Raw genomic sequence first — 19,546 nt, 5'->3', positions numbered from 1 at the left:
GTCTCCTACCCTGCGTTCAGCCTCTTAAATGAAGGACTGTTCCCTGATCGTCGCGCCCCGCATCCCGTCCGGTGTCTCGACCTCGACGCGCATGCCGTCATCCCAGTGGGTCATGCGGATCATCCCGATTGCGACGTTGGTTTCGAAATCCGGCGACCAGGCCGACGAAGTTACACGGCCCACACGTTTGCCGCCTGCAAAAACCGGCCAGACTCCGCCGCAAGGTGCCAGGGCGTCACCGTCGATGGCAAGGCTGCGGATCTGTCGGGTCGGCCCTTCCACCGCTACCCGCAACAGGGCGTTGCGGCCGACGCAGCCGATCGCCGACTGAGTCTGACAGAATCTACCCAGCCCGCATTCATGAGGCGTGTTCTCGCGGGTCATGTCGTTGCCATAGGACAGCAACCGTCCTTCGATCCGTTCTATCAGATTCGGACAGCCGGGGCGGACCTGAAGATCATCGCCAGCGGCAAAGAGTGCGTCCCACAGTGGTTCACCAAGGTCCGATCCGTCGAGATAAATTTCGAAGCCGCCCTGCTTGGAATAGCCGGAGCGCGCCACCACCAGATCCCGGCCCTCGAAGGGCAGCACGGAGTAACGGAAAAAGCGGATATCGCGCACGGCATCGCCAAACACCCGTGCGACCAGATCGTCGGCCTTGGGCCCCTGCACCGCCAATGGTGAGACATCAGGCTCGTCAACATCAACTTCAAAGTGAAGACCGTAGGCCAGGCCTTTGATCCAGAAAAGTAAGTCGCTATCGGCAATGGACACCCAATAGCGGTCTTCGCTGAGCTTGAGTGTGACCGGGTCGTTCAGCATGCCGCCAGTTTCGTCGACCATCGGCGTATAGAAGCATTGTCCGATAGTCATCTTGCCGAGATCACGCGGCGTGAGCATCTGGATCAGCTTGCCGGCGTCGGGCCCCCGGATCTCGACCTGCCGCTCGCAGGAGACATCCCAAACCTGCACGTGGTTCTTTAAATGCCGGTAGTCCGCTTCCGCAGATTCGAATGCAGTCGGCAACAGCATGTGGTTATAGACGGTGTAGCTTTTGACGCCCTGTGCGGTCACCCGGTCGGTGAAAGGCGTGTGGCGCGTGCGCCGGGAAACGGAAAGAAGCGGTGCAGGCATAACTCGACCTCTAACAAAAACGACGCCATCGCCGCGAACCTGTGAGAGTCTGGAAAAAAAGTCAAATGATAAATTGTCTGACAATAAAACATATATAGAATTGACAGATTACGAGGCCACTCGTTAGGTTCTGACGCTCAAGGAGCCAACGTATGTCCATCGTGTACAGTGGAATCAACAAAGAAGGTCTTTCGACCCAGATCGCCGATGCCATCCGCACGGCGATCATGGAAGGCCGGCTGGTGGTCGAAGAGCGCCTACCCAGCGAGACCGAGCTCGCGGAGCGCTTCGGTGTGTCGCGGCCGACCGTACGTGAAGCCCTGAAACGCCTGGCCGCCCAAAACCTGATCCGCACCCAGCGTGGCCCGACCGGTGGTGCTTTCGTAAACCGCCTGAGCTGGTCTGAAGCCCACGACGCACTGGTCACCACCAGCACGCTACTCGTGGGGATGAACGACATCCCCTTCGAAGATGTGGTCGAGGCCCGCTTTACCCTGGAAGCCGCCTGCGTTCCTCTCGCCGCCAGGCGCCGGGAAGACAAGCACCTGGAAATCATGCGCCGGGAAATCGCCCAGCAGCGGATCAAGGACGAGACCGACGAGGGCTTCTGTGCTTCGGATGTGCGCTTTCACCGTGCTCTGACCGATGCTGCCGGCAATCCGGTGCTGTCCTTTCAGATGGCCGGCGTCATCGAAGCCATGCAGCCGCTGATGAACATGGTCACCTACCGTATGCGCGACCGAACGCGAATCGCCGACCTCCATAGCGCCCTCACGGACGCGATCGAAGGCAAAAAGACTCGTGCTGCGCTCAAGGTGCTGGAAGAACTCTCCGCCTACACGCTCGAACTGATGGCCGCCCGCCGCAAGGCACGGGAAGCGAAGAGCTAAGGGCTTTACAGATTTAGCGGCAACCTCATCGCGCACTGGCCGATGAAGGCAAATAAAGCGTCCAGCACCGCAGGCAGCAGCAATAACAGACTCCGAATTGTACGGGCGCGTGTTTTCGAACACCTGAACGCCCCGATCGAGCTGTCCCGCTTCGGTTACCTCCAGGTCTGGCATCTACGCACCGAGCTGGACCCGGCCGTGATCTGGCTGCGGCAACTGATCAAGCGCTGTTCTGGTTGATTACACTTCCGAAAAAGCACCTGCCCGGATGATCGCATCGGCCGACCGCAACTTTTCCGGATTGCGGACCAAATAGAACGCCGAGATGAGGCCGTCAACGACCTCAATGTTTATTGTCTGATCGAGTGTGCCGTCGATATTGACCACGATACCAGGTGCGCCGTTGATCAGCACAAGCCGAACTTCGATAGTGACACCGCTCATCTGATGTTTTCGCGCCACGCCAATAAAATAGCGCGCTACCTTGTCCGCTCCAAAAATGGGATTGAGTGCAGCGACCTTAAGCCCGCCACCATCCGAATAGGTGACCACATCATCCGTTAGCATCATCTGCAGGCGGCTGACGTCACCGGTCATGACTGCTTCGGCAAACTTCGAAAGCAGAGCCTTATGCGCACCAGGCGGAGCCGGACTTCCGGGTTTGGCACTTCTGACGGCCTTACGGGCGCGAACTGCAAGTTGGCGGCAGGAGGCTTCGCTTTTCTCAAGAACGAGGGCAATCTGTGCGAAGGGTGTATCGAACACATCGTGAAGAAGAAATGCCGCGCGTTCCTGCGGCGATAGTTTCTCCAGTGTGAGCAATAGAGCAAAGGACAGATCGTCCGCCAATTCGGCAGCACTCTCAGGAGAAAGTGATCCCGAATCAATAACAGGCTCAGGCAACCAGGACCCAACATAAACTTCACGTTTTACCCGAGCGCTTTTCAGATGATCAAGACAGAGCCGTGTCACTGTCGTAAAGAGAAATGCCTCGAGGTTTCTGATATTGCGTTGATTCCGGCCTTTGACACGCAGATAAGCATCTTGGACGATGTCTTCCGCATCCGCGCGGCTCCCAAGCATGCGGTAAGCTAGACCCAGGAGCCGGCCGCGACTGGCCTCGAGTGATGCTTCAACCGTCGTCATGCAACCTCCTTGAAAACCTCGACCGACTGATCGCCAACCCGTACCCGTTGGCAGGAAGCGGCAAAGCCCAACCCTTCCTTCAACATCGGGAAAACGCGCCCGATCTGCACCGCAAAAGTCAAATCGAGAACGCCCATCTCTCCCCACTGCTGGCGCACCGCCTCACGTGCATCGCCTTGTTCCGGCGACCGACGCGCCAAGGCGTCGGCAAATCGATATCCGATCAAGGTATCGACGCCCATGGCGCTCAGGTTTCGTTGCAGAATTGCCTCCACACACCCAGGAGGCACACCCGCTTCCTGCGCCATGTCGATGACAAGCTGCACACAAGGCCCACAGTCTTCTGTAAGGGCGCCAACCAGTTTTGCAGCGTAAAAGGCTTCCTTGGGCGCTGCCTTTCGGTGTTGGGCGAGTTTGGTCAGTGCAGTGAATTTAAAGAATGCGTCCGGCGACAGCTTTAGTATGTGATGCATGAAGGCCACATCGTAACCGTAGTGTTCTCCGAAAGCGTTGACGGACCGGCGGGCAAAGAAACTGCGCATAAAAGGCTCCTCGAAAACAGGGGTAAAAACACTTGAGAGCCATTTAGCCGCCCAACACCTTTTAAACCATGCTGTTATGCACGGACGGAACAGGCCCTCATGCCGCTATGACGAGACAGCCACCCAATTTGTGACAGCAGGATGGGTTTTTCTGCTGCCTCATACATTTACGTGACCAATCCGACCAGCTTCAGACGCGAAGCGTCAAAGGCGCCCCAATCTGACGACCCGCCATTGAGCTAGTTTTCAGGCGCTCTCACTTGCTTTCTCATAAATACCCGCTCAAAGCCGGCCTGCAGGGCACGGCCAGTCTCTTCCCATCCAAGACGGCTATAAATCGCTATGTTCTCAGTCATGCTTTCATGGGTATAAAGCTGCAACTCTGTGTAGCCGCGGCGCACGGCTTCGGCCTCGGCAAATTCCATCAACCGCCTGCCTAGACCGTGACCCTGGGCATCGGGGTGAACGGCAATGTTGTCGAGCAGCAAATGGCCGTCCCCATCGATCAACACGAGCAAGCCCCCGACACTGCCATCGAAATCGGCGACAAATGTCTCGCTCTGTGCAACACGCCTGGCATAGTCGTCGAGCATCGGCCCCGGCGGACGTCCCATACGCTCGACATAGTGGCCATAGGCGCGCTCAACGATGTCTCGAATGGCGTTTAGATCGGCCGGAACTGCGGCCCGGATTGTCATGCTGATTTACTCCTCTCAACGATGTACAGAGTAACACTAAGTCTGATTCCGCCACTCCATAATCATGAACCAGGGAACACACAGATACTGCGCTTGCCTTTCCCCGCAGCCGGAGCGTGGAACGGGCTCGTCGAAGAAAGTGAGCTTCAGGCAACGAAGCTTTTGAGGTCCGCACCCCGCCGGGCTCGAGGACGCGTGCCATCTCGGCAAAAGCCGTAGGAAAATCGCCGATATCGATGAGGGTCAGATAGAAGACCACAAGGTCGAAACTGTCCGCTTCGAGAGGAAGATCTTTCGTCTGCGCCACTTCGTAGCAACCCAAAGGATCCCTTTGACAGGCGGTCTCAATCAGCGCCTTCGTCGGCTCGATTCCGAAAGTTTCGATGCCGTGTGCGGAGAGACTACGACAAAAGCGACCCTCCTCGCAGTCGGCGTCCAGTGCCCGCCTGTAGCTACCTGCCTCGACCCGCTCCAGCATCGCGGGGTTCCAGAACGTGTTCACGCCCCCAATCCCCACACTCACCCATGGCGGAAACCCAAGCATCCGTAGATTCACCCCATCCATTCATTGTGATTATCTCCGAGCGCCTTAAGGGCAGCTTGTTTACCCAGAAAAATCAATGAAATCAAAGCGATCATCCGAGACACCTGCAGGTTAAAGCATGAAAATCAAAACGCTAATTATTCTATTGTGAAAAACTAATTGATATTTTCACGAACTCACTTACAAATAGCGCTATGAATGGGATGGTGCAGAAACGAGACAGTCACAAAGATACTGAAAAGCTCACAGCTCAGCGTTTGGCTGTGGGCCGGGATCTCCGCGCGCTGCGGCAGTCGAAGCAAGTCACACTACAGCGGCTTGCCGATAAGATCGGCCGCTCGGTTGGCTTTTTGAGCCAGGTCGAGCGTGGAATTTCGGATTTGCCGATCGCCGACCTGCGCACCATCGCCGAAGTGCTTGAAATCCCTATGGGATTATTTTTTACCACCGGCGAGGCTCTGTCGCAGCAGTCGCCCAGCGAATCCCTTTATATCGTACGCGCGAATCAGCGCCGCCGTCTGGGCTCGCCCGAAACCGGCATTACTGAAGAACTGCTGTCGCCGGATCTTGGCGGCGGCTTCGAAACTTTCCTGACCGTGATCGAACCCGGCGCAGAGCGCGAGCAACCCATCGACCGCGGCGCCGAAGAGGCCGCCTATCTGGTTTCGGGTTCGCTGGAGATCCGCGTCAGCGATCACTGTTTTACCCTAAACGAGGGCGACTCCTTCCGTATCGAGCGCGAAGCCTTTAGCTGGCGCAATCCGACAGACAAGCGCGCGGTTCTGGTCTGGACCCTGTCGCCCCCTGTTTATTAAGCCAAATTCTTATTAGGCCAATTCCGATCCGAACACTCTGAGATGAAACCCGGCTCCCGAAGCCAAGCGAGAGAAAACAAAGTCATGGCACAGATCCCCTCTACGGCCCGCGTGGTCATCATCGGCGGCGGCGTCATCGGTTGTTCCGTCGCCTATCACCTAGCCAAACAGGGCTGGAAAGATGTCGTGCTGCTGGAGCGGCGGCAACTGACCTGCGGCACGACCTGGCATGCTGCCGGACTGATCGGACAGCTGCGCGCCACCCACACCATGACTCAGTTGGCGAAGTACTCCGCCGACCTCTACTACAATCTTGAGGAAGAGACCGGCGCCGCCACGGGTCTGAAGCAGAATGGCTCGGTCAGCGTGGCGCTCACCAACGAACGTCTCGAGGAGTTGCAGCGTGGTGCTTCCATGGCGCGCTGTTTTGGACTGGAGGTTCACGATCTCTCTCCGGACGAATGCAAACAACATTATCCCCTGCTGAACCTAGAGGGCGTCACCGGCGGTGTTTTCCTGCCGACCGACGGCCAGGGCGATCCGACCAACATCGCCCTTGCACTGGCGAAGGGTGCGCGCCAATACGGCGCCAAGATTATCGAGAATGTTAAGGTGACGGGGATCAAGACCTCCCAGGGGCGCATTACCGGCGTCTCGACCGCCGACGGCGAGATCGCCTGCGAGAATGTAGTCAACTGCGCCGGCATGTGGGCACGAGAAGTCGGTGCCATGGCTGGCGTGCGTGTGCCGGTCCAGGCCTGCGAGCACTTCTACATCCTGACCGAGGGCATCGATGGCCTGCAGCGCGACCTGCCGGTGCTGCGTGTACCCGACGAATGCGCTTACTACAAGGAAGACGCTGGCAAGATCCTGCTTGGCGCCTTCGAACCGCTCTCCAAGCCTTGGGCGGTCGACGGCATCCCTGAAGATTTCTTCTTCGACCAATTGCCGGAGGATTTTGATCACTTCGAACCAGTGCTCGAACAGGCCATCAATCGCGTGCCTCTGCTGGAGCAGGCTGGCATCGCCACCTTTTTCAACGGACCGGAAAGCTTCACACCGGACGACCGATACCTGCTTGGCGAGACACCCGACGTGAAGGGACTGTTCATTGCTGCAGGCTTCAACTCCATCGGCATTCAGTCCGCAGGTGGCGCCGGACGCGCGTTGGCCGAATGGATGGAAGCAGGCGAGCCAACCCTTGATCTCTGGGATGTAGACATCCGCCGCATGTATCCCATGCAATCGACCCGCAGCTACCTGAAGCAGCGGGTGAGCGAAACCCTAGGCCTGCTTTACGCCGACCACTTCCCCTATCGCCAATATGCCTCTGCGCGCGGCCTCCGCCGCACGCCGCTGCATGAGCTTCTGGCCGAGAACGGCGCCTGTTTCGGCGAGACGGCAGGTTGGGAACGCGCGAACTGGTTCCTGCCGAAAGAAGCGAAGGAACGGGGTGAAACGGCTGAGTATCAATACACCTGGGCGCGCCAGAACTGGTTCCCTTACGCAGCAGAAGAGCACAAGGCGGTGCGCGAGACCGTGGGGATGTTCGACCTCAGCACCTTCGTGAAGATCCGGCTCGAAGGCCGCGATGCAGAGCCCGTGCTGCAGCGCATCTGCGCCAATGATGTCGGGGTCGCGCCGGGCAAGATCGTCTATACTCAGTGGCTCAACCGTAACGGCGGGATCGAGGCGGACCTGACCGTCACCCGACTATCGGAAACCGAGTTCCTGATCGTGACCGCCGCAGCCAGCGGCGTGCGCGACATGGCGTGGCTGCGCAATCACATTCCCGACGACGCGCATTGTATCGCCACCGATGTGACTTCAGGCGAAGGCGTGGTCGCGGTCATGGGCCCGAACGCCCGTAACCTGCTCTCCAAGCTGACCCATGAAGATCTCTCCAACGAGGCCTTCCCCTTCGGCACCGCCAAGACCATTGAGTTGGGCATGGCTCTGGTCCGCGCACACCGCATCACTTACGTGGGCGAGCTGGGCTGGGAGCTTTACGTCTCCAGCGAGATGGCGAGTTACGTTGCTGAATTGGTCCTGGCCGAGGGCGCAAATCATGGGCTGCGACCCTGCGGCATGCATGTGCTGGACTCCTGCCGCATGGAAAAGGGCTTCCGTCACTTCGGTCACGACATCGTCGATCAGGATCACGTGCTGGAAGCTGGGTTGGGCTTCGCGGTCAAGACCGGCAAGGAAACCTCGAAATACGGCGACTTCATTGGCAAGGACGCAGTCCTGAAGCGCAAGGAAGAAGGTTTGCGAAAACGGATGGTTCAGTTTCTGCTGACCGATCCTGAGCCTCTGCTCTATCACAACGAACCGATCGTACGCGACGGCGACATCGTCGGTTACCTGACCAGCGGCAACTATGGCCACCATTTGGGAGCCGCCATCGGTCTCGGATACGTACCCTGCGAACCAGGCACACCGGCCTCCGCCATCCTGGAGTCCAGTTACGAGATCGAAGTGGCTGGCAAACGCGTCGCCGCCACGGCGAGCCTGAAGCCGCTCTACGATCCGAAGGCCGAACGGATCAAGGTGTAGTTTGAGTTTCGATCGATGCCGCTACGCTATTAGGCATGCGGCATCGACCGATCAAAGGCTATCGCTGCGCAAGGCTTGCCCACCAATCCTTCGGCCTCAACCGCACGCCATTGGGGAAGCGTGTCTCCCACCAGAGCGCCAGCTTGCGGTAGCGCGAGGTTGCCAGCGCCCGCCAAATCCGCGCAGTCCAGCTCGAAAAGTCCCGATTGAAGGGGCAGACCCGCATGCAGATCGCGCAGTCCGATTTCAGCTTGGCCCAATAGGAAAAGCACTTTTCGCAGTCGGCCGACCATTTCCGCACCCCGGAAATCGTCGATTGATTCGGCGGGGTCGTATCAGGCGCCCCAAAGGGCAGCGCCTTAGGCGGACATTGGTCTGCACACTTGGTGCAGATGTTGCAATATTCAGTCACTCCATGACGTTTCGGCTGGTCGGGTGTCAGCGGCAAGGAAGTGAAGATCTTAGAGAAGCGCAGCCGCGGCCCGAACTCCGGCGTGATCACCATCTGATTGCGACCGTACTCGCCCAAGCCCGCCTTCACTGCGAGGGGTATCACCAGTCCGGTATCGTTCATGGAGGGCACGGCTTCGTAGCCGAGATTGCGGATGTAGGAGGCAAGCTGGATGACGATGGCTGCCTCATGACTGTACTCCAGTCCGGTGGAAGCGCCGGCCAGGGCCGAGGGATAAGTATCGACCAGTTCCCGGTCCATCGAATGGCCCAGGACAATCACATGGGTGATGTCTTCCGGTAGTTCGTTCGGGCTCTCGGAGAAATCACGCGTATCCACCCGCGCGGAGTAAAGCCAGCGTTCGTCATGCTCCGTCACCCCGGCAAGATCCGCGCCGAAGAGTTTGGCAATTTCCTTCAGTTCTTGGGTAAAGTTTGCAGAGTCTTCGATCTCCAACTGCTCGTCGGCAACTGGAGTCAGCAGTTCGATCGCCGCCTGAAAACCTTCCCGTTTGCCCTCACCTTCGCCGCGCGCAGAGACCATGTCGGAGACTGCCCAGGCCGCATTCCGGAGTGCGAAATCCTTGAGTGTAAACCCGTCACCCCGTCTGGGTGCAGTCTTCATGCGATAACTGCTGAAGAACGCGTCCGTGTCTTTGGTCCGAACCGTCTCGTCCCAGAAAGCCCGGGTGAACATGTCGTTCATCTGGTTGAAAGGTTCAAAATCCTCAGTGACCTCGATTCCCGCTGCCCGGTCGCTGTCTTGGAAACGCGCCTTCCAGTTACGCCGCTGTTCGTCGCTCACGTTGCGGACGGGCGGCTGATTGGATGGCCAGGAGGTCATAGTTGTGTCCGGTCGGTTAACTGGCTTCTTTTTTAGCGGCACCGCGCTGGGCAATCCAGTCGTGCGCAGGATCGTTCTGAAAACGCCACTTGCGTATCGGACCAGCCATGACGTTTAGATAGTACATATCATAGCCGTGCGGCGCGCCACAGGGATGGTGACCGCGCGGCACGAGGACTACGTCGCCGTCCTTGACCGTAAAGGTTTCGTCAAGTTCGCCGTCTTCGGTATAGACCCGCTGGATGCCAAAGCCCTGAGGCGGGTCCAGGCGGTGGTAGTAGGTTTCTTCCAGGTAGGTAATGTTTGGGTAGTCGTCCTCATCATGACGGTGGCTGGGATAGGACGACCAGTTGCCATTGGGCGTGAAGACCTCGGTCACCAACAGGCTGTCGGCCACATCCTGACCTTCCATGGCAATATTGTTGATGTAGCGTGTGTTGCTGCCCGATCCGCGCGGCATAGTCACGACGCCATCCGGGCCGAGTTTTTGGGCCTTGTGATTTCCATTGCCCGGTGCTGTGCCCACAGCAAGTGTGCATTTGGTCGTCGCCACGACCTGCCAGTCGGCCCCGTTCGGCACATAAAGACAATGAGGGGGCGTGCGTTCGAAGACGTTCATTCGATCGCCCATCTCGCCGAAGTCTTCGCCCGCAGCGGTGATTTCGGCCTTACCCTCGACCAGCACCAGTATCGCTTCCCGATCTCCGGTCTGTTCAGCCACCTTCTCTCCTGCTTCCAAGTGATAGAGCCCAAAGCCGACATAGCCCCAGCCTGCGTTTTCCGGCGTGATGTCGAGAACCTTTCCGGAGCCTCCAGCGGGTTTTCTATGCAGTTCAACCATTTACTCTACCTTTCGAACGAATTTTCTAAAACGAGGCGCCACGCAGCCAGGTGCTTCCGGTCTTGCGCGATTTTCCAACTGGGGTCTGCCTTGACCAGCAGAAAAGGCATTCTCGCAAGAAACAATTCAAACGCAAGAAGCGGAGTTTCCTAATCCTCCCGTTCTTGTTGAATGCTGAGAGAAAACAGCGAGGAAACGGAAATGATCACTCTTTTTAGCTACGGCCCATCCCAGAACGCCTACAAAGTCCGCCTTTTGCTCAATCAATTGCGCAGGGATTATCGGACGGTGGATATCTCTATCTTCGAAGGTGAAAGCCGGACTCCGGAATTCTTAGAGAAAAATCCAATGGGTACCGTTCCGGTGCTGGAACTGGAAGACGGAACCTATCTGCCGGAATCCAACGCGATCCTGGCCTATCTGGCCGAAGGAACGGAATTTTTCGCGAAGGAGCCGCTGGAGCGTGCCCAGACTCTGCGTTGGATGTTCTTCGAGCAAGAATACGTCCAGTCCAGCATTGCCACCCTCAGGCACCGAACGCTGACCGGCAAACTGGATTTCGACAGTCCTATTACAGCTGAGCGGCGGAGGCTGGGCGAGCGCGTGCTAACCGCACTCAACAACCACCTTGGCAACTATGACTTTCTCGCCGGCAACCGCTATTCGATTGCCGACATATCTGTCTTCTCATACGGCGGGTTGGCAGACGATGCCGGCTACCGTCTCGCCGATTACCCGGCAGTCAAGGACTGGACCAGCCGCATCCGGTCCCAGTCGAAATTTCTGGACGACATCATCCCCTACTCAGTCGACCCTTATTCAAGTCGGGAATTGGGTTGATCTTATTGCTATTGCGCCTCTTTTTGTTGAGCAAAGGATACTACGAATTGTCATCCGACTGACAGGAAGGGCGGATACGGGCGCCCCTACCCCCGCATCCTCGCCGCATCGGGATCGAAGAGTGCCGCCGTCTGTACCTTGGCCGGGCGACGGTTACCCAGGATCTCAATCTCGAAGCTATCGCTGGTTCCGCCGTTTGCCAGTTCCGTGGGCACATAGCCCAGCGCCACTGATTTCGCCGCATCGTGGGCATAACCGCCGGAGGTGATCCAGCCGACAACTTTATCTTCGTGCCAGATCGGCTCGTCGCCGATCACATCGGCATCTTCAGCCTCGACGGTGAAGGTCAGCAATTTCAGATCGCAGCCTTCCTGCTTGTCGCGGGCGGCAGCTTCGCGGCCGATGAAGTCGTTCTTGGTCAGATCGACGAAACGGTCGAGACCAGCCTCGAAAGGACTGTAGATGGGCCGGTACTCCCTCGCCCAAGTGCCGAAGCCCTTTTCCAGGCGCAGAGCATTGAGCGCCCGCCCGCCAAAGAGCTTAATGCCGAACTCCTCGCCCTCTGCCATCAGCAGATCGAACAGCGCCTGCTGAAATTCCGGCTTCACCCAGATCTCGTAACCCAGATCACCGGTGAAGCTGATACGTCCTACCAGAGCCGGGATCATGCCCAGGTCCAGTTCGCGGATCGCCATAAAACGGAAAGCGTCGCCGGAAACGTCATGGTAGGTCAGTTTCTGCAGCAGCTCGCGCGACTTGGGCCCCGCGATGGAGAGACCGGTCATGTTGAGGCCCAGCGCCTGTATCCGCACGCCGCTTTCCGGCAAATGGGATTCGAACCAGCGCATGTGGTAATCCTCGGCCACACCCGAGCCGAAAATGTAGAAACGCTCGTCGCCAATCCGCGCTACGGTGAAATCGCCGATCAGCTTTCCGGCAGGATTGAGCATCGGCGTCAGAGTGATGCGGCCGTTCCGCGGCATCTTGTTGGCCAGCAGACGCGACAACCAGGCCTCTGCATCGGGGCCGGTGATTTCATACTTGGCGAAACTGGAGGTCTCCAGCAAACCGACACCGTTACGAACGGCGGCACATTCCTCTGCGACGGCCTCATGCGCGTTGGAGCGTTTGAAGGTGACCTCCTCAACGGCTTCCTTACCCTCGGGCGCAAACCAAAGTGCGTGCTCCAGACCTGCAGCGGCACCAAAAACCGCATTCTTTGCAGCCAGACGATCGTGGATTGGCGTCATACGCAACGGACGGCCTGCTGGCAATTCCTCATTCGGGAAGGCTATCGAGAAACGGCGGCCATAATTCTCGCGCACCTTGGCATTGGTATAGGCTTTGGTCGCCCAATCGCCATAACGTGCCGCGTCCATGGCCCAGACGTCAAAGCCCGGATCGCCGTCGATGATCCAGTTGGCCAGAGCCAGACCGACGCCGCCGCCTTGGCTAAAGCCCGCCATAACGCCGACCGCGAGCCAGTAATTGTCCAGATTACGGACCGGGCCGATCACCGGGTTGCCATCAGGGGCAAAGGTAAAGGGGCCGTGGATGATGTTCTTGATGCCGGCATTGTTGAAGGCCGGAAACCGCTCGAACCCACGAGTCAGGTTATCGGCGATTTTATCCAGATCCGGCGGCAGCAACTCGGCTCCGAAATCCCACGGCGTGTCATGTTCGCTCCAGGGCTCCCCGTTCTTTTCGTAGGTGCCCATCAGCATCCCGGTGCGCTCCTGGCGCATGTAGATCTCGCCGTCAAAGTCGATGCAGTGAACGACTTCCTTGCCTTCGTTGCGTTTGTTGTAGGCTACGACTTCTTCCATCTCTTCGGTCAGAATGTACTGATGGGCCATAGCGAGAACCGGTAATTCCTGTCCGACCATGCGGCCAACCTCGCGAGCCCAAAGGCCGCCGGCATTGACTACGTGCTCAGCATGGATATTGCCCTTGTTGGTCACGATATCCCAGGTGCCGTCGACTCGCTGCTGCAGATCGGTCACGCAGGTATGTCGATAGACCTCGGCACCGTTTGCCCGAGCCGCCTTTGCATAAGCGTGGGTTGTGCCTGACGGATCCAGGTGACCTTCCAACGGATGCCACATGGCGCCTGTGAACTTGTCCTTATCCATGAGCGGAAAGTGCTCATAGGCTTCGTCGAGAGAGATCAACTCGGTCTGGACTCCGAGATAGCGGTTCTTGGCATGGGCCGCCTTCAGCCAATCCAAACGCTCCTCGCTGGAGACCAGCATGATACCGCCGGTTATATGCAGTCCGCAGGCCTGCTCGGAGATCTCCTCGATCTCCTTGTAGAGTTCAATCGTGTATTCCTGCAGCTTCGCGACGTTGGGATCGCCGTTCAAGGTGTGGAAACCACCGGCAGCGTGCCAGGTTGAGCCTGCCGTCAGTTCCTCTCTCTCGAGCAAGACGACGTCGTTCCAACCGCCCTTGGTCAGATGATAGAGTACGCTGCACCCGACAACGCCACCGCCGATAACCGCGACTCGAACCTCAGACTTCATCTCATCGAAACTCCAGAAATCCGCCCTGTAACTGCGGAAATTGAGCGCGCAAGCGCCGTACACAAAAGTTGTGAGATGCTGTCATAGCTCGTAATGGAAACACAGTTCCATTAGCGACACCGATTGGGAATATCTCGCAGGCTAATGCTCTTACGCGGTCACTCTGCGCAATAACTCAAAAGCCGAGAGTGCCGGTAGAGGTGGTCATGCCACCGACAGGGCATGCCTGATTTCGGCCCCTGTGGGAAAGGACGGCTGTGCGCCCGACTTGGTACAGGCCAAAGCACCCGCGGCTGCCGCATGCCGCATCGCGGTTTTGAGATCGTCTCCGGCATCCAAGCCGGCCGCAAGAACACCTGCAAAGGTATCGCCTGCACCCGTGGTATCAATCGGTTCAACCGGCAAGGTCTCGACCCGAGTCTCCTTCGTGCCGTCCGACGCGACAGCTCCTTCGGCCCCCAAAGTGACAACCACAATTAGGTCCAGGCTCTCGGCCAGTGCCCGTGCAATCGAATCATGTCCTGATCCGGCGATCCCATAGTGTCCAACCAGATCAGCCGCCTCGGTTTCATTGACCAGCAGGATCGAGATATCCGAAAAAGCTTCTCGCGCGAGGGGCACGAAGGGAGCCAGGCTCAGAATCACTTGTGCGCCCGCTGCTTTCGCTGCACCGGCAGCAGCGAAGGTCTCTCGTTCAGCCACTTCCATCTGCAGCATCAAGGTATCTCCAACACCGAACGCATCGAACGAAATTTGCCTGGCGTCGCCACGCAGGTTGGCACCGGGCGATAGAATGATTGTATTCTCACCGGCTTCATTGACCGTAATCACGGCAACTCCGGTTGTGTCACCGCGCACTTCGACGGCAGAAAGATCGACACCGGCGTCCCGCAGTTCGGAAAGGGCGAGCGCGGCGAAGTCGTCGCTGCCAACAGCGCCGACCAGCCGAACGTCCGTACCAGCGCGGCAGGCAGCCAAAGCCTGATTCGCCCCCTTGCCCCCCGGAAACTGCGCGATGTCGGAACCATAGACCGTTTCTCCCGGCCTGGGTAACTGCACAACACGGGTCACGAGGTCGAGGTTGATCGATCCAAAAACCGTGATCATTTGATTCCCTTCTTGGAGGCCTGCGGCTTTTCCGGGGTCTTTTTTATTGGGCCCCGCAGCCAAACACTTTTCTTCGGCTGAGAGATCTGGTGTTCCTCACAGTTTATGACGCGGAAGCTAATCGCAGCAAGACTTGGCGAGGTTGAGGCTCCACAGGCTGGGCAGGCCTCATATGCACTGCAAAAGCACATAATCGGCACAACAGCTTTTTCGTTGATCCGGCTCTTTCGACTTGTATACTAGTGCACAAGACAAATTCTTCCTGATCTTCCAACAACGCCAGTATGCCCCTTTCAACAGCTTTCAGCGTCTCGGCAGACCGTCCGGCAGCCAATCAGATTGTCGAACGATTGCGGACTGCTATTGTACGCCTTGAGCTGCCGCCCGGACAGATGCTGTCCGAAAGCGATCTGGCCGAACGCTTCGGCGTCAGCCGCACACCGGTGCGCGAAGCCCTGATCAAACTGGCGCAGCAGGGCTTCATCGAGGTCCGCCCTCAACGCGGCACTTTCATCACAAAGATCCGGCCAAAGGAGCTCCTCGAAGCCCGCTTCATCCGCGAAGCCATAGAGACGGCAGGCATCGAACGAATTGTCGGCCGCCTGGACCAGGCAACGATCAGCAAGTGCAGGCTGTTGTTGGAAGATCAAAAAGCCGCTGCCAGCGCTGAAGACGTCTACGCCTTTCATCGGGCGGACGACGCCTTTCACCGAGCGCTCGCTGAGGCAACCGGTTTCGAACGTCTCAGCAGTTTGATAGAGGGTGAAAAGGCCCTTATGGACCGGGTTCGCATATTAAGTCTTAAGACAACTCCGCCCTTCAAACGGCTGATATCACAACACAAAGCTATTCTTGATGCAGTTGTTGCAGGTGACCGGCAAAAAGCCCTGTCCCATATGCGCAAGCACCTGCGCGAACTCCTGACCACCCTGCCCCAGGCATCGCGTGACCACCCACAGTTCTTTACCGAAACGATCGACCCCAGCAGTGACTGGGCCGAGACAGATTCCGGAGCACCCCTATGAAAATCCAATCCGCCAAGGTTATCGTCACCTGTCCCGGCCGGAACTTCGTTACCCTGAAGATCACCACCGAGAACGGCACCTACGGCATCGGCGACGCCACCCTGAACGGACGCGAGCTGTCGGTGGTTTCCTATCTGGAAGATCACGTCATTCCCTGCCTGATCGGACGCGATGCTGGACAGATCGAAGACATCTGGCAGTATCTCTATCGGGGGGCCTATTGGCGGCGAGGCCCGGTGACCATGTCTGCGATCGCCGCCGTCGACATCGCGCTTTGGGACATCAAGGCCAAAGCGGCAGGTATGCCGCTTTATCAATTGCTCGGTGGCCGTAGCCGCAATGGCGTCCTGGTTTACGGCCACGCCAACGGCCGGGATTTGGACGAAACCCTGGATGCCGTCGGGCGCTACATCGAGATGGGTTACCAAGCCATCCGGATTCAATGCGGCGTTCCGGGAAATTCAAGCGTCTACGGTGTTGGCAAAGGCGATCTATTCTATGAGCCCGCCGAAAAGGGCTTGCCACCGGAGGAAGTCTGGTCAACACCAGACTATCTGCGCTTTATTCCTGGTGTGTTTAAAGCCGTACGCGAAAAATACGGCAATGCTCCACTCCTGCTGCACGATTGCCACCACCGCCTGACACCAATCGAAGCCGCCCGTCTGGGCAAGGACCTGGAACCCTACCGTCTGTTCTGGATTGAGGACGCGACCCCGGCTGAAAATCAGGAAGCCTTCCGCCTGATCCGACAGCACACCACGACGCCATTGGCGGTCGGCGAGATCTTCAATACGGTCTGGGACGCGAAGGATTTGATCCAAAATCAGCTGATCGATTACATCCGTGCGACCTTGGTCCATGCCGGCGGCATCACTCATATGCGTACAATTGCTGCGCTCGCCGCGCTATACCAGGTGCGCACCGGTTTTCACGGCGCAACCGATCTTTCACCGATCACCATGGGTGCAGCCCTGCACTTCGATAGCTGGGTACCCAACTTTGGCATTCAGGAATACATGCGCCACACGCCTGAAACCGACACGGTCTTTTCCCACGACTACAACTATGCGGATGGCATGCTCCGGGTGGGCGATACACCGGGACACGGCGTCGATATCGACGAAGATCTTGCCGCGAAATATCCCTACGACCGCGCTTATCTGCCCGTCAATCGATTAACCGACGGAACGCTTTGGAACTGGTGACGCCCTTTTCGTCTTAAGCGTCGAGCTTTTTCGAACAGCGGTAAGAAAGGCGTCCAGGTTGCGTTTTGGCGCCGAATCCTTGCGGCGAACAAAGTATGTCGGTAGCTCAGAAAATCGCTTTGGCAGAGATTCTGTCTCAAGGTCACCGGCAAAGCTGGACGCTGAGATTACCGCTTCAGGCAAAAGTGTCACCCCCAATCCAGCAGCGACACAGCCAAGAATGCCGTCCAAGGTGCCGAATTCCATGACCCGGAACGGCAATTGTCCCTGATCTCGCAGCCAGGCCTCGCTGCGCAGCCGATAAGAACAACCACGCCGGAAGACTATCAATTGTTCTGGCGTATCGCTCCGCCGCCGAGGTTCACGGCCGACAGGCCGGACTAGCACCAGGCGTTCAGCGAAAACCTGTTCGCCGACCAACTCGCCGTGGGTCTGATCCCCAGCAACGAAAGCACCATCGAGGCGATAAGCCAGCAATTCATAAAGCAGTGTCTCGGTCGGGCCGGCGGTCACCTGGACCTCCAGCTTCGGCTGTTCAGTCTGAAGCCTCTTGAGAATCATCGGGAGGCGAATTGCGGCGGTTGTCTCCATAGCCCCGATCCGCAGCAAACCGCCCTCACCCGCACAGTCCCGCATTGCCTGCCTAGCTTCATCGCTCAAACGGTCCAGGCGCCAGGCATAGCTCTGGAGAACCTGACCCGCCGAAGTCAGCACCATACCCTTACCGGTGCGGTAAAACAGCTCTACTCCAAGCTCGCGCTCCAAATCCTTCAAACGCGCGGTCACATTAGACTGCACCGTGTTCAGATGACGCGCAGCACTCGAAACGCCGCCGGTATCGGCGATCGCAGTAAAGAATTTCAGGTTCCGTAGATCCATCACTAAAAACGAACATATTATACATAATTTATCGTTTGTAATGATCACTTGTCGAGATTAGCCTGTCAAGCCATGAGCACGCGAAGCAGATTACCAACTCCAGGAGAGGCGGACGTGGAGGACGTCCCCGCCGCCCTGAAACCTGCCCTGATCGGAGGGCTTTGCACTCTCATCATTGCAATGGGTATCGGCCGCTTTGCCTACACACCGATCTTGCCGGAAATGCAGTTGGCACTTGGGCTAAGCCACGAAGAAACCGGCCTGTTGGCATCTCTGAACTACCTGGGCTATCTGATCGGCGCCCTTGCGGCCGGGTTCGTGACATCTGGTCCAGCGCGAACTCGCGCATTTCGCATGGCACTGCTACTCTCGGCAGCAACCACCGGCCTGATGGCAGCGGGCGAATCGTTTGCGGTTTGGGGGCTTCTTCGCTTCGCTTCGGGTGCGATCAGCGGTCTGCTCTTCGTCTTCAGCGCAGACATGGTGATGCGCGTGTTAGCAGACGCCGGTAAGCCACGTTGGCTTGGCATTCATTTCGGCGGTGTCGGGATCGGAATTGCCGTTTCGGGACTTTTGGTTCCGGTCCTCGCCATCGCCGGCGGCTGGCGCGCAGATTGGATCGGTCTCGGTCTGCTTGCGACGGCCCTCGCTCTCCCCGCTATACTCTGGCTGCGTGATGGACCCAACCTGACGCACACTACCAACGCAGCACCACAGACAGTTGGCGATAAACAACAGAAACGACTACCCGCCGAGGTCGTCTTGCCCCTTACGATCCTCGGCATCGCCTACTTCTTGGAAGGCCTCGGCTACGTGGTCAGCGGTACATTCCTGGTCGCAATTCTACAGACAGAGGCCAGTGATGTCGGTGTTCTCGGTGCTTTGGGAGACATTGGTAACCTAGCTTGGGTGATGGTCGGGCTGGCCGTCGCACCCTCCTGTCTCTTCTGGTCCTGGGCGGCGGAGCGTTGGGGTGAAGTACGGGCTATGATCGCTGCCCACCTGCTGCAGGCGGTAGGTATTGCCGTGCCGCTGTTCTCGACTGCCTTGCTGCCCTCCCTGATTGCGGCGACACTGTTCGGCGGGACCTTTGTCGGCATTACTCTGCTGGTTGTCGCCTACGCCCGAAAGATCGCACCCTCGGCGACGGCAGTAGCGATCGGCGTAATGACCGCTGCCTTTGGGCTCGGTCAGATTCTAGGGCCACTCGCCGCCGGCATCCTGGCCGAACGAAGCGGATCTTTTCATTCGTCACTCACGCTTTCCTCCATTGCCGTCATCGCCGGTGGTGTGTTGCTTATATTCCTAGCATCAGACTCCAATATCCGAAAATAGCTGTAAACACACCTCTTCATCCAAGCTCGGCAAACTATTTTCCGCTCTCATTATTATCGATTTTGCCAGGCAACTTGGCTTCCTCAGTCAATCACGAACGATATAGAGAGTAATTGGACGCGTCTCGCGATCGGCTCAAGTTGTCAACCTGCGGTTTTCTGCAACTGTTTGAT

General features: G+C 57.8%; 18 protein-coding genes. 8 read left to right on the top strand and 10 right to left on the bottom strand.

What is annotated here, in order from left to right; translation table 11 throughout:
* Positions 1 to 24: 24 nt before the first annotated feature.
* Complete coding sequence (locus QMZ18_RS23460; protein ID WP_282608794.1) at positions 25 to 1,134, bottom strand: dimethylsulfoniopropionate demethylase; 1,110 nt, start codon at positions 1,132 to 1,134, stop codon at positions 25 to 27.
* 152 nt (positions 1,135 to 1,286) lie between these two features.
* On the opposite strand from QMZ18_RS23460, the gene QMZ18_RS23455 reads away from it, so the two are divergent.
* A complete protein-coding gene (locus tag QMZ18_RS23455; protein ID WP_282608793.1) occupies positions 1,287 to 2,024 on the top strand; it encodes a FadR/GntR family transcriptional regulator in 738 nt (245 codons plus the stop codon).
* Between the two features lie 42 nt (positions 2,025 to 2,066).
* Entirely contained in the window at positions 2,067 to 2,264 is a 198-nt protein-coding gene (locus QMZ18_RS23450; RefSeq protein WP_282608792.1) for a hypothetical protein, read from the top strand.
* Here the strand turns inward: QMZ18_RS23450 and QMZ18_RS23445 are convergent, their stop codons facing one another.
* The 4 genes from QMZ18_RS23445 to QMZ18_RS37095 all read right to left on the bottom strand — a co-directional run bounded on the left by QMZ18_RS23445 (position 2,265) and on the right by QMZ18_RS37095 (position 4,888).
* A complete protein-coding gene (locus QMZ18_RS23445) occupies positions 2,265 to 3,170 on the bottom strand; it encodes a sigma-70 family RNA polymerase sigma factor (RefSeq protein WP_282608791.1) in 906 nt (301 codons plus the stop codon).
* Positions 3,167 to 3,712: a hypothetical protein gene (locus QMZ18_RS23440; protein ID WP_282608790.1), complete on the bottom strand. Its 546-nt coding sequence runs from the start codon at positions 3,710 to 3,712 to the stop codon at positions 3,167 to 3,169. The genes QMZ18_RS23445 and QMZ18_RS23440 overlap by 4 nt, the downstream gene beginning before the upstream one ends.
* 239 nt (positions 3,713 to 3,951) lie before the next feature.
* The gene (locus QMZ18_RS23435) at positions 3,952 to 4,410 is read right to left on the bottom strand and encodes a GNAT family N-acetyltransferase (protein ID WP_282608789.1); all 459 of its coding nucleotides are present in this window, start codon (positions 4,408 to 4,410) and stop codon (positions 3,952 to 3,954) included.
* The gene (locus tag QMZ18_RS37095; RefSeq protein ID WP_282608943.1) at positions 4,355 to 4,888 is read right to left on the bottom strand and encodes a class I SAM-dependent methyltransferase; all 534 of its coding nucleotides are present in this window, start codon (positions 4,886 to 4,888) and stop codon (positions 4,355 to 4,357) included. The genes QMZ18_RS23435 and QMZ18_RS37095 overlap by 56 nt, the downstream gene beginning before the upstream one ends.
* Positions 4,889 to 5,157: 269 nt before the next feature.
* Here QMZ18_RS37095 and QMZ18_RS23425 point away from each other — a divergent pair, with 269 nt between their 5' ends.
* A complete protein-coding gene (locus QMZ18_RS23425) occupies positions 5,158 to 5,769 on the top strand; it encodes a helix-turn-helix domain-containing protein (RefSeq protein WP_282608788.1) in 612 nt (203 codons plus the stop codon).
* A gap of 84 nt (positions 5,770 to 5,853) precedes the next feature.
* On the top strand, positions 5,854 to 8,325 hold the full coding sequence (locus QMZ18_RS23420; RefSeq protein ID WP_282608787.1) for an FAD-dependent oxidoreductase: 2,472 nt from the start codon (positions 5,854 to 5,856) through the stop codon (positions 8,323 to 8,325).
* A 58-nt stretch (positions 8,326 to 8,383) separates the two neighbouring features.
* Here the strand turns inward: QMZ18_RS23420 and QMZ18_RS23415 are convergent, their stop codons facing one another.
* Together QMZ18_RS23415 and iolB are read right to left on the bottom strand one after the other, a co-directional pair.
* On the bottom strand, positions 8,384 to 9,619 hold the full coding sequence (locus tag QMZ18_RS23415; RefSeq protein ID WP_282608786.1) for a reductive dehalogenase: 1,236 nt from the start codon (positions 9,617 to 9,619) through the stop codon (positions 8,384 to 8,386).
* A gap of 16 nt (positions 9,620 to 9,635) precedes the next feature.
* Entirely contained in the window at positions 9,636 to 10,460 is an 825-nt protein-coding gene (gene iolB, locus QMZ18_RS23410) for a 5-deoxy-glucuronate isomerase (RefSeq protein WP_282608785.1), read from the bottom strand.
* A 201-nt stretch (positions 10,461 to 10,661) separates the two neighbouring features.
* On the opposite strand from iolB, the gene QMZ18_RS23405 reads away from it, so the two are divergent.
* On the top strand, positions 10,662 to 11,300 hold the full coding sequence (locus tag QMZ18_RS23405) for a glutathione S-transferase family protein (RefSeq protein ID WP_282608784.1): 639 nt from the start codon (positions 10,662 to 10,664) through the stop codon (positions 11,298 to 11,300).
* Positions 11,301 to 11,386: 86 nt separating this feature from the next.
* Here QMZ18_RS23405 and QMZ18_RS23400 read toward each other — a convergent pair whose 3' ends face one another.
* Positions 11,387 to 13,822, bottom strand: a complete 2,436-nt coding sequence (locus QMZ18_RS23400; protein WP_282608783.1) for an FAD-dependent oxidoreductase — start codon at positions 13,820 to 13,822, stop codon at positions 11,387 to 11,389.
* Between the two features lie 204 nt (positions 13,823 to 14,026).
* Complete coding sequence (locus tag QMZ18_RS23395; RefSeq protein WP_282608782.1) at positions 14,027 to 14,929, bottom strand: ribokinase; 903 nt, start codon at positions 14,927 to 14,929, stop codon at positions 14,027 to 14,029.
* Positions 14,930 to 15,213: 284 nt separating this feature from the next.
* Between QMZ18_RS23395 and QMZ18_RS23390 the strand changes: the two genes are divergently transcribed.
* Both QMZ18_RS23390 and manD read left to right on the top strand, forming a co-directional pair.
* The gene (locus QMZ18_RS23390) at positions 15,214 to 15,954 is read left to right on the top strand and encodes a GntR family transcriptional regulator (protein WP_282608781.1); all 741 of its coding nucleotides are present in this window, start codon (positions 15,214 to 15,216) and stop codon (positions 15,952 to 15,954) included.
* On the top strand, positions 15,951 to 17,159 hold the full coding sequence (gene manD / locus QMZ18_RS23385) for a D-mannonate dehydratase ManD (RefSeq protein WP_282608780.1): 1,209 nt from the start codon (positions 15,951 to 15,953) through the stop codon (positions 17,157 to 17,159). Before QMZ18_RS23390 ends, manD begins: the two co-directional genes overlap by 4 nt.
* On the opposite strand, the gene QMZ18_RS23380 is transcribed toward manD, so the two are convergent.
* Positions 17,130 to 18,038, bottom strand: coding sequence for a LysR family transcriptional regulator (locus QMZ18_RS23380; RefSeq protein ID WP_282608779.1), 909 nt, complete (start codon positions 18,036 to 18,038; stop codon positions 17,130 to 17,132). The two genes, manD and QMZ18_RS23380, sit on opposite strands and share 30 nt — an antisense overlap.
* A gap of 114 nt (positions 18,039 to 18,152) precedes the next feature.
* Between QMZ18_RS23380 and QMZ18_RS23375 the strand changes: the two genes are divergently transcribed.
* Positions 18,153 to 19,373, top strand: a complete 1,221-nt coding sequence (locus QMZ18_RS23375) for a YbfB/YjiJ family MFS transporter (RefSeq protein WP_282608778.1) — start codon at positions 18,153 to 18,155, stop codon at positions 19,371 to 19,373.
* Positions 19,374 to 19,546 lie beyond the last annotated feature (173 nt).

Origin of the sequence: Pelagibius sp. Alg239-R121, assembly GCF_947331435.1 — a bacterium.
Taxonomy (GTDB): Bacteria; Pseudomonadota; Alphaproteobacteria; order Kiloniellales; family Kiloniellaceae; genus Denitrobaculum.
Note: the sequence above shows the minus strand (reverse complement) of the source record. Positions and strands in the feature narration are given on the sequence as shown.

Bases quoted from the DNA above. Each gene is read 5' to 3' on its own strand.
- QMZ18_RS23460 (WP_282608794.1), bottom strand. From the start codon at position 1,134: ATGCCTGCACCGCTTCTTTCCGTTTCCCGGCGCACGCGCCACACGCCT.
- QMZ18_RS23455 (WP_282608793.1), top strand. From the start codon at position 1,287: ATGTCCATCGTGTACAGTGGAATCAACAAAGAAGGTCTTTCGACCCAG.
- QMZ18_RS23450 (WP_282608792.1), top strand. From the start codon at position 2,067: ATGAAGGCAAATAAAGCGTCCAGCACCGCAGGCAGCAGCAATAACAGA.
- QMZ18_RS23445 (WP_282608791.1), bottom strand. From the start codon at position 3,170: ATGACGACGGTTGAAGCATCACTCGAGGCCAGTCGCGGCCGGCTCCTG.
- QMZ18_RS23440 (WP_282608790.1), bottom strand. From the start codon at position 3,712: ATGCGCAGTTTCTTTGCCCGCCGGTCCGTCAACGCTTTCGGAGAACAC.
- QMZ18_RS23435 (WP_282608789.1), bottom strand. From the start codon at position 4,410: ATGACAATCCGGGCCGCAGTTCCGGCCGATCTAAACGCCATTCGAGAC.
- QMZ18_RS37095 (WP_282608943.1), bottom strand. From the start codon at position 4,888: ATGCTGGAGCGGGTCGAGGCAGGTAGCTACAGGCGGGCACTGGACGCC.
- QMZ18_RS23425 (WP_282608788.1), top strand. From the start codon at position 5,158: ATGGTGCAGAAACGAGACAGTCACAAAGATACTGAAAAGCTCACAGCT.
- QMZ18_RS23420 (WP_282608787.1), top strand. From the start codon at position 5,854: ATGGCACAGATCCCCTCTACGGCCCGCGTGGTCATCATCGGCGGCGGC.
- QMZ18_RS23415 (WP_282608786.1), bottom strand. From the start codon at position 9,619: ATGACCTCCTGGCCATCCAATCAGCCGCCCGTCCGCAACGTGAGCGAC.
- iolB (WP_282608785.1), bottom strand. From the start codon at position 10,460: ATGGTTGAACTGCATAGAAAACCCGCTGGAGGCTCCGGAAAGGTTCTC.
- QMZ18_RS23405 (WP_282608784.1), top strand. From the start codon at position 10,662: ATGATCACTCTTTTTAGCTACGGCCCATCCCAGAACGCCTACAAAGTC.
- QMZ18_RS23400 (WP_282608783.1), bottom strand. From the start codon at position 13,822: ATGAAGTCTGAGGTTCGAGTCGCGGTTATCGGCGGTGGCGTTGTCGGG.
- QMZ18_RS23395 (WP_282608782.1), bottom strand. From the start codon at position 14,929: ATGATCACGGTTTTTGGATCGATCAACCTCGACCTCGTGACCCGTGTT.
- QMZ18_RS23390 (WP_282608781.1), top strand. From the start codon at position 15,214: ATGCCCCTTTCAACAGCTTTCAGCGTCTCGGCAGACCGTCCGGCAGCC.
- manD (WP_282608780.1), top strand. From the start codon at position 15,951: ATGAAAATCCAATCCGCCAAGGTTATCGTCACCTGTCCCGGCCGGAAC.
- QMZ18_RS23380 (WP_282608779.1), bottom strand. From the start codon at position 18,038: ATGGATCTACGGAACCTGAAATTCTTTACTGCGATCGCCGATACCGGC.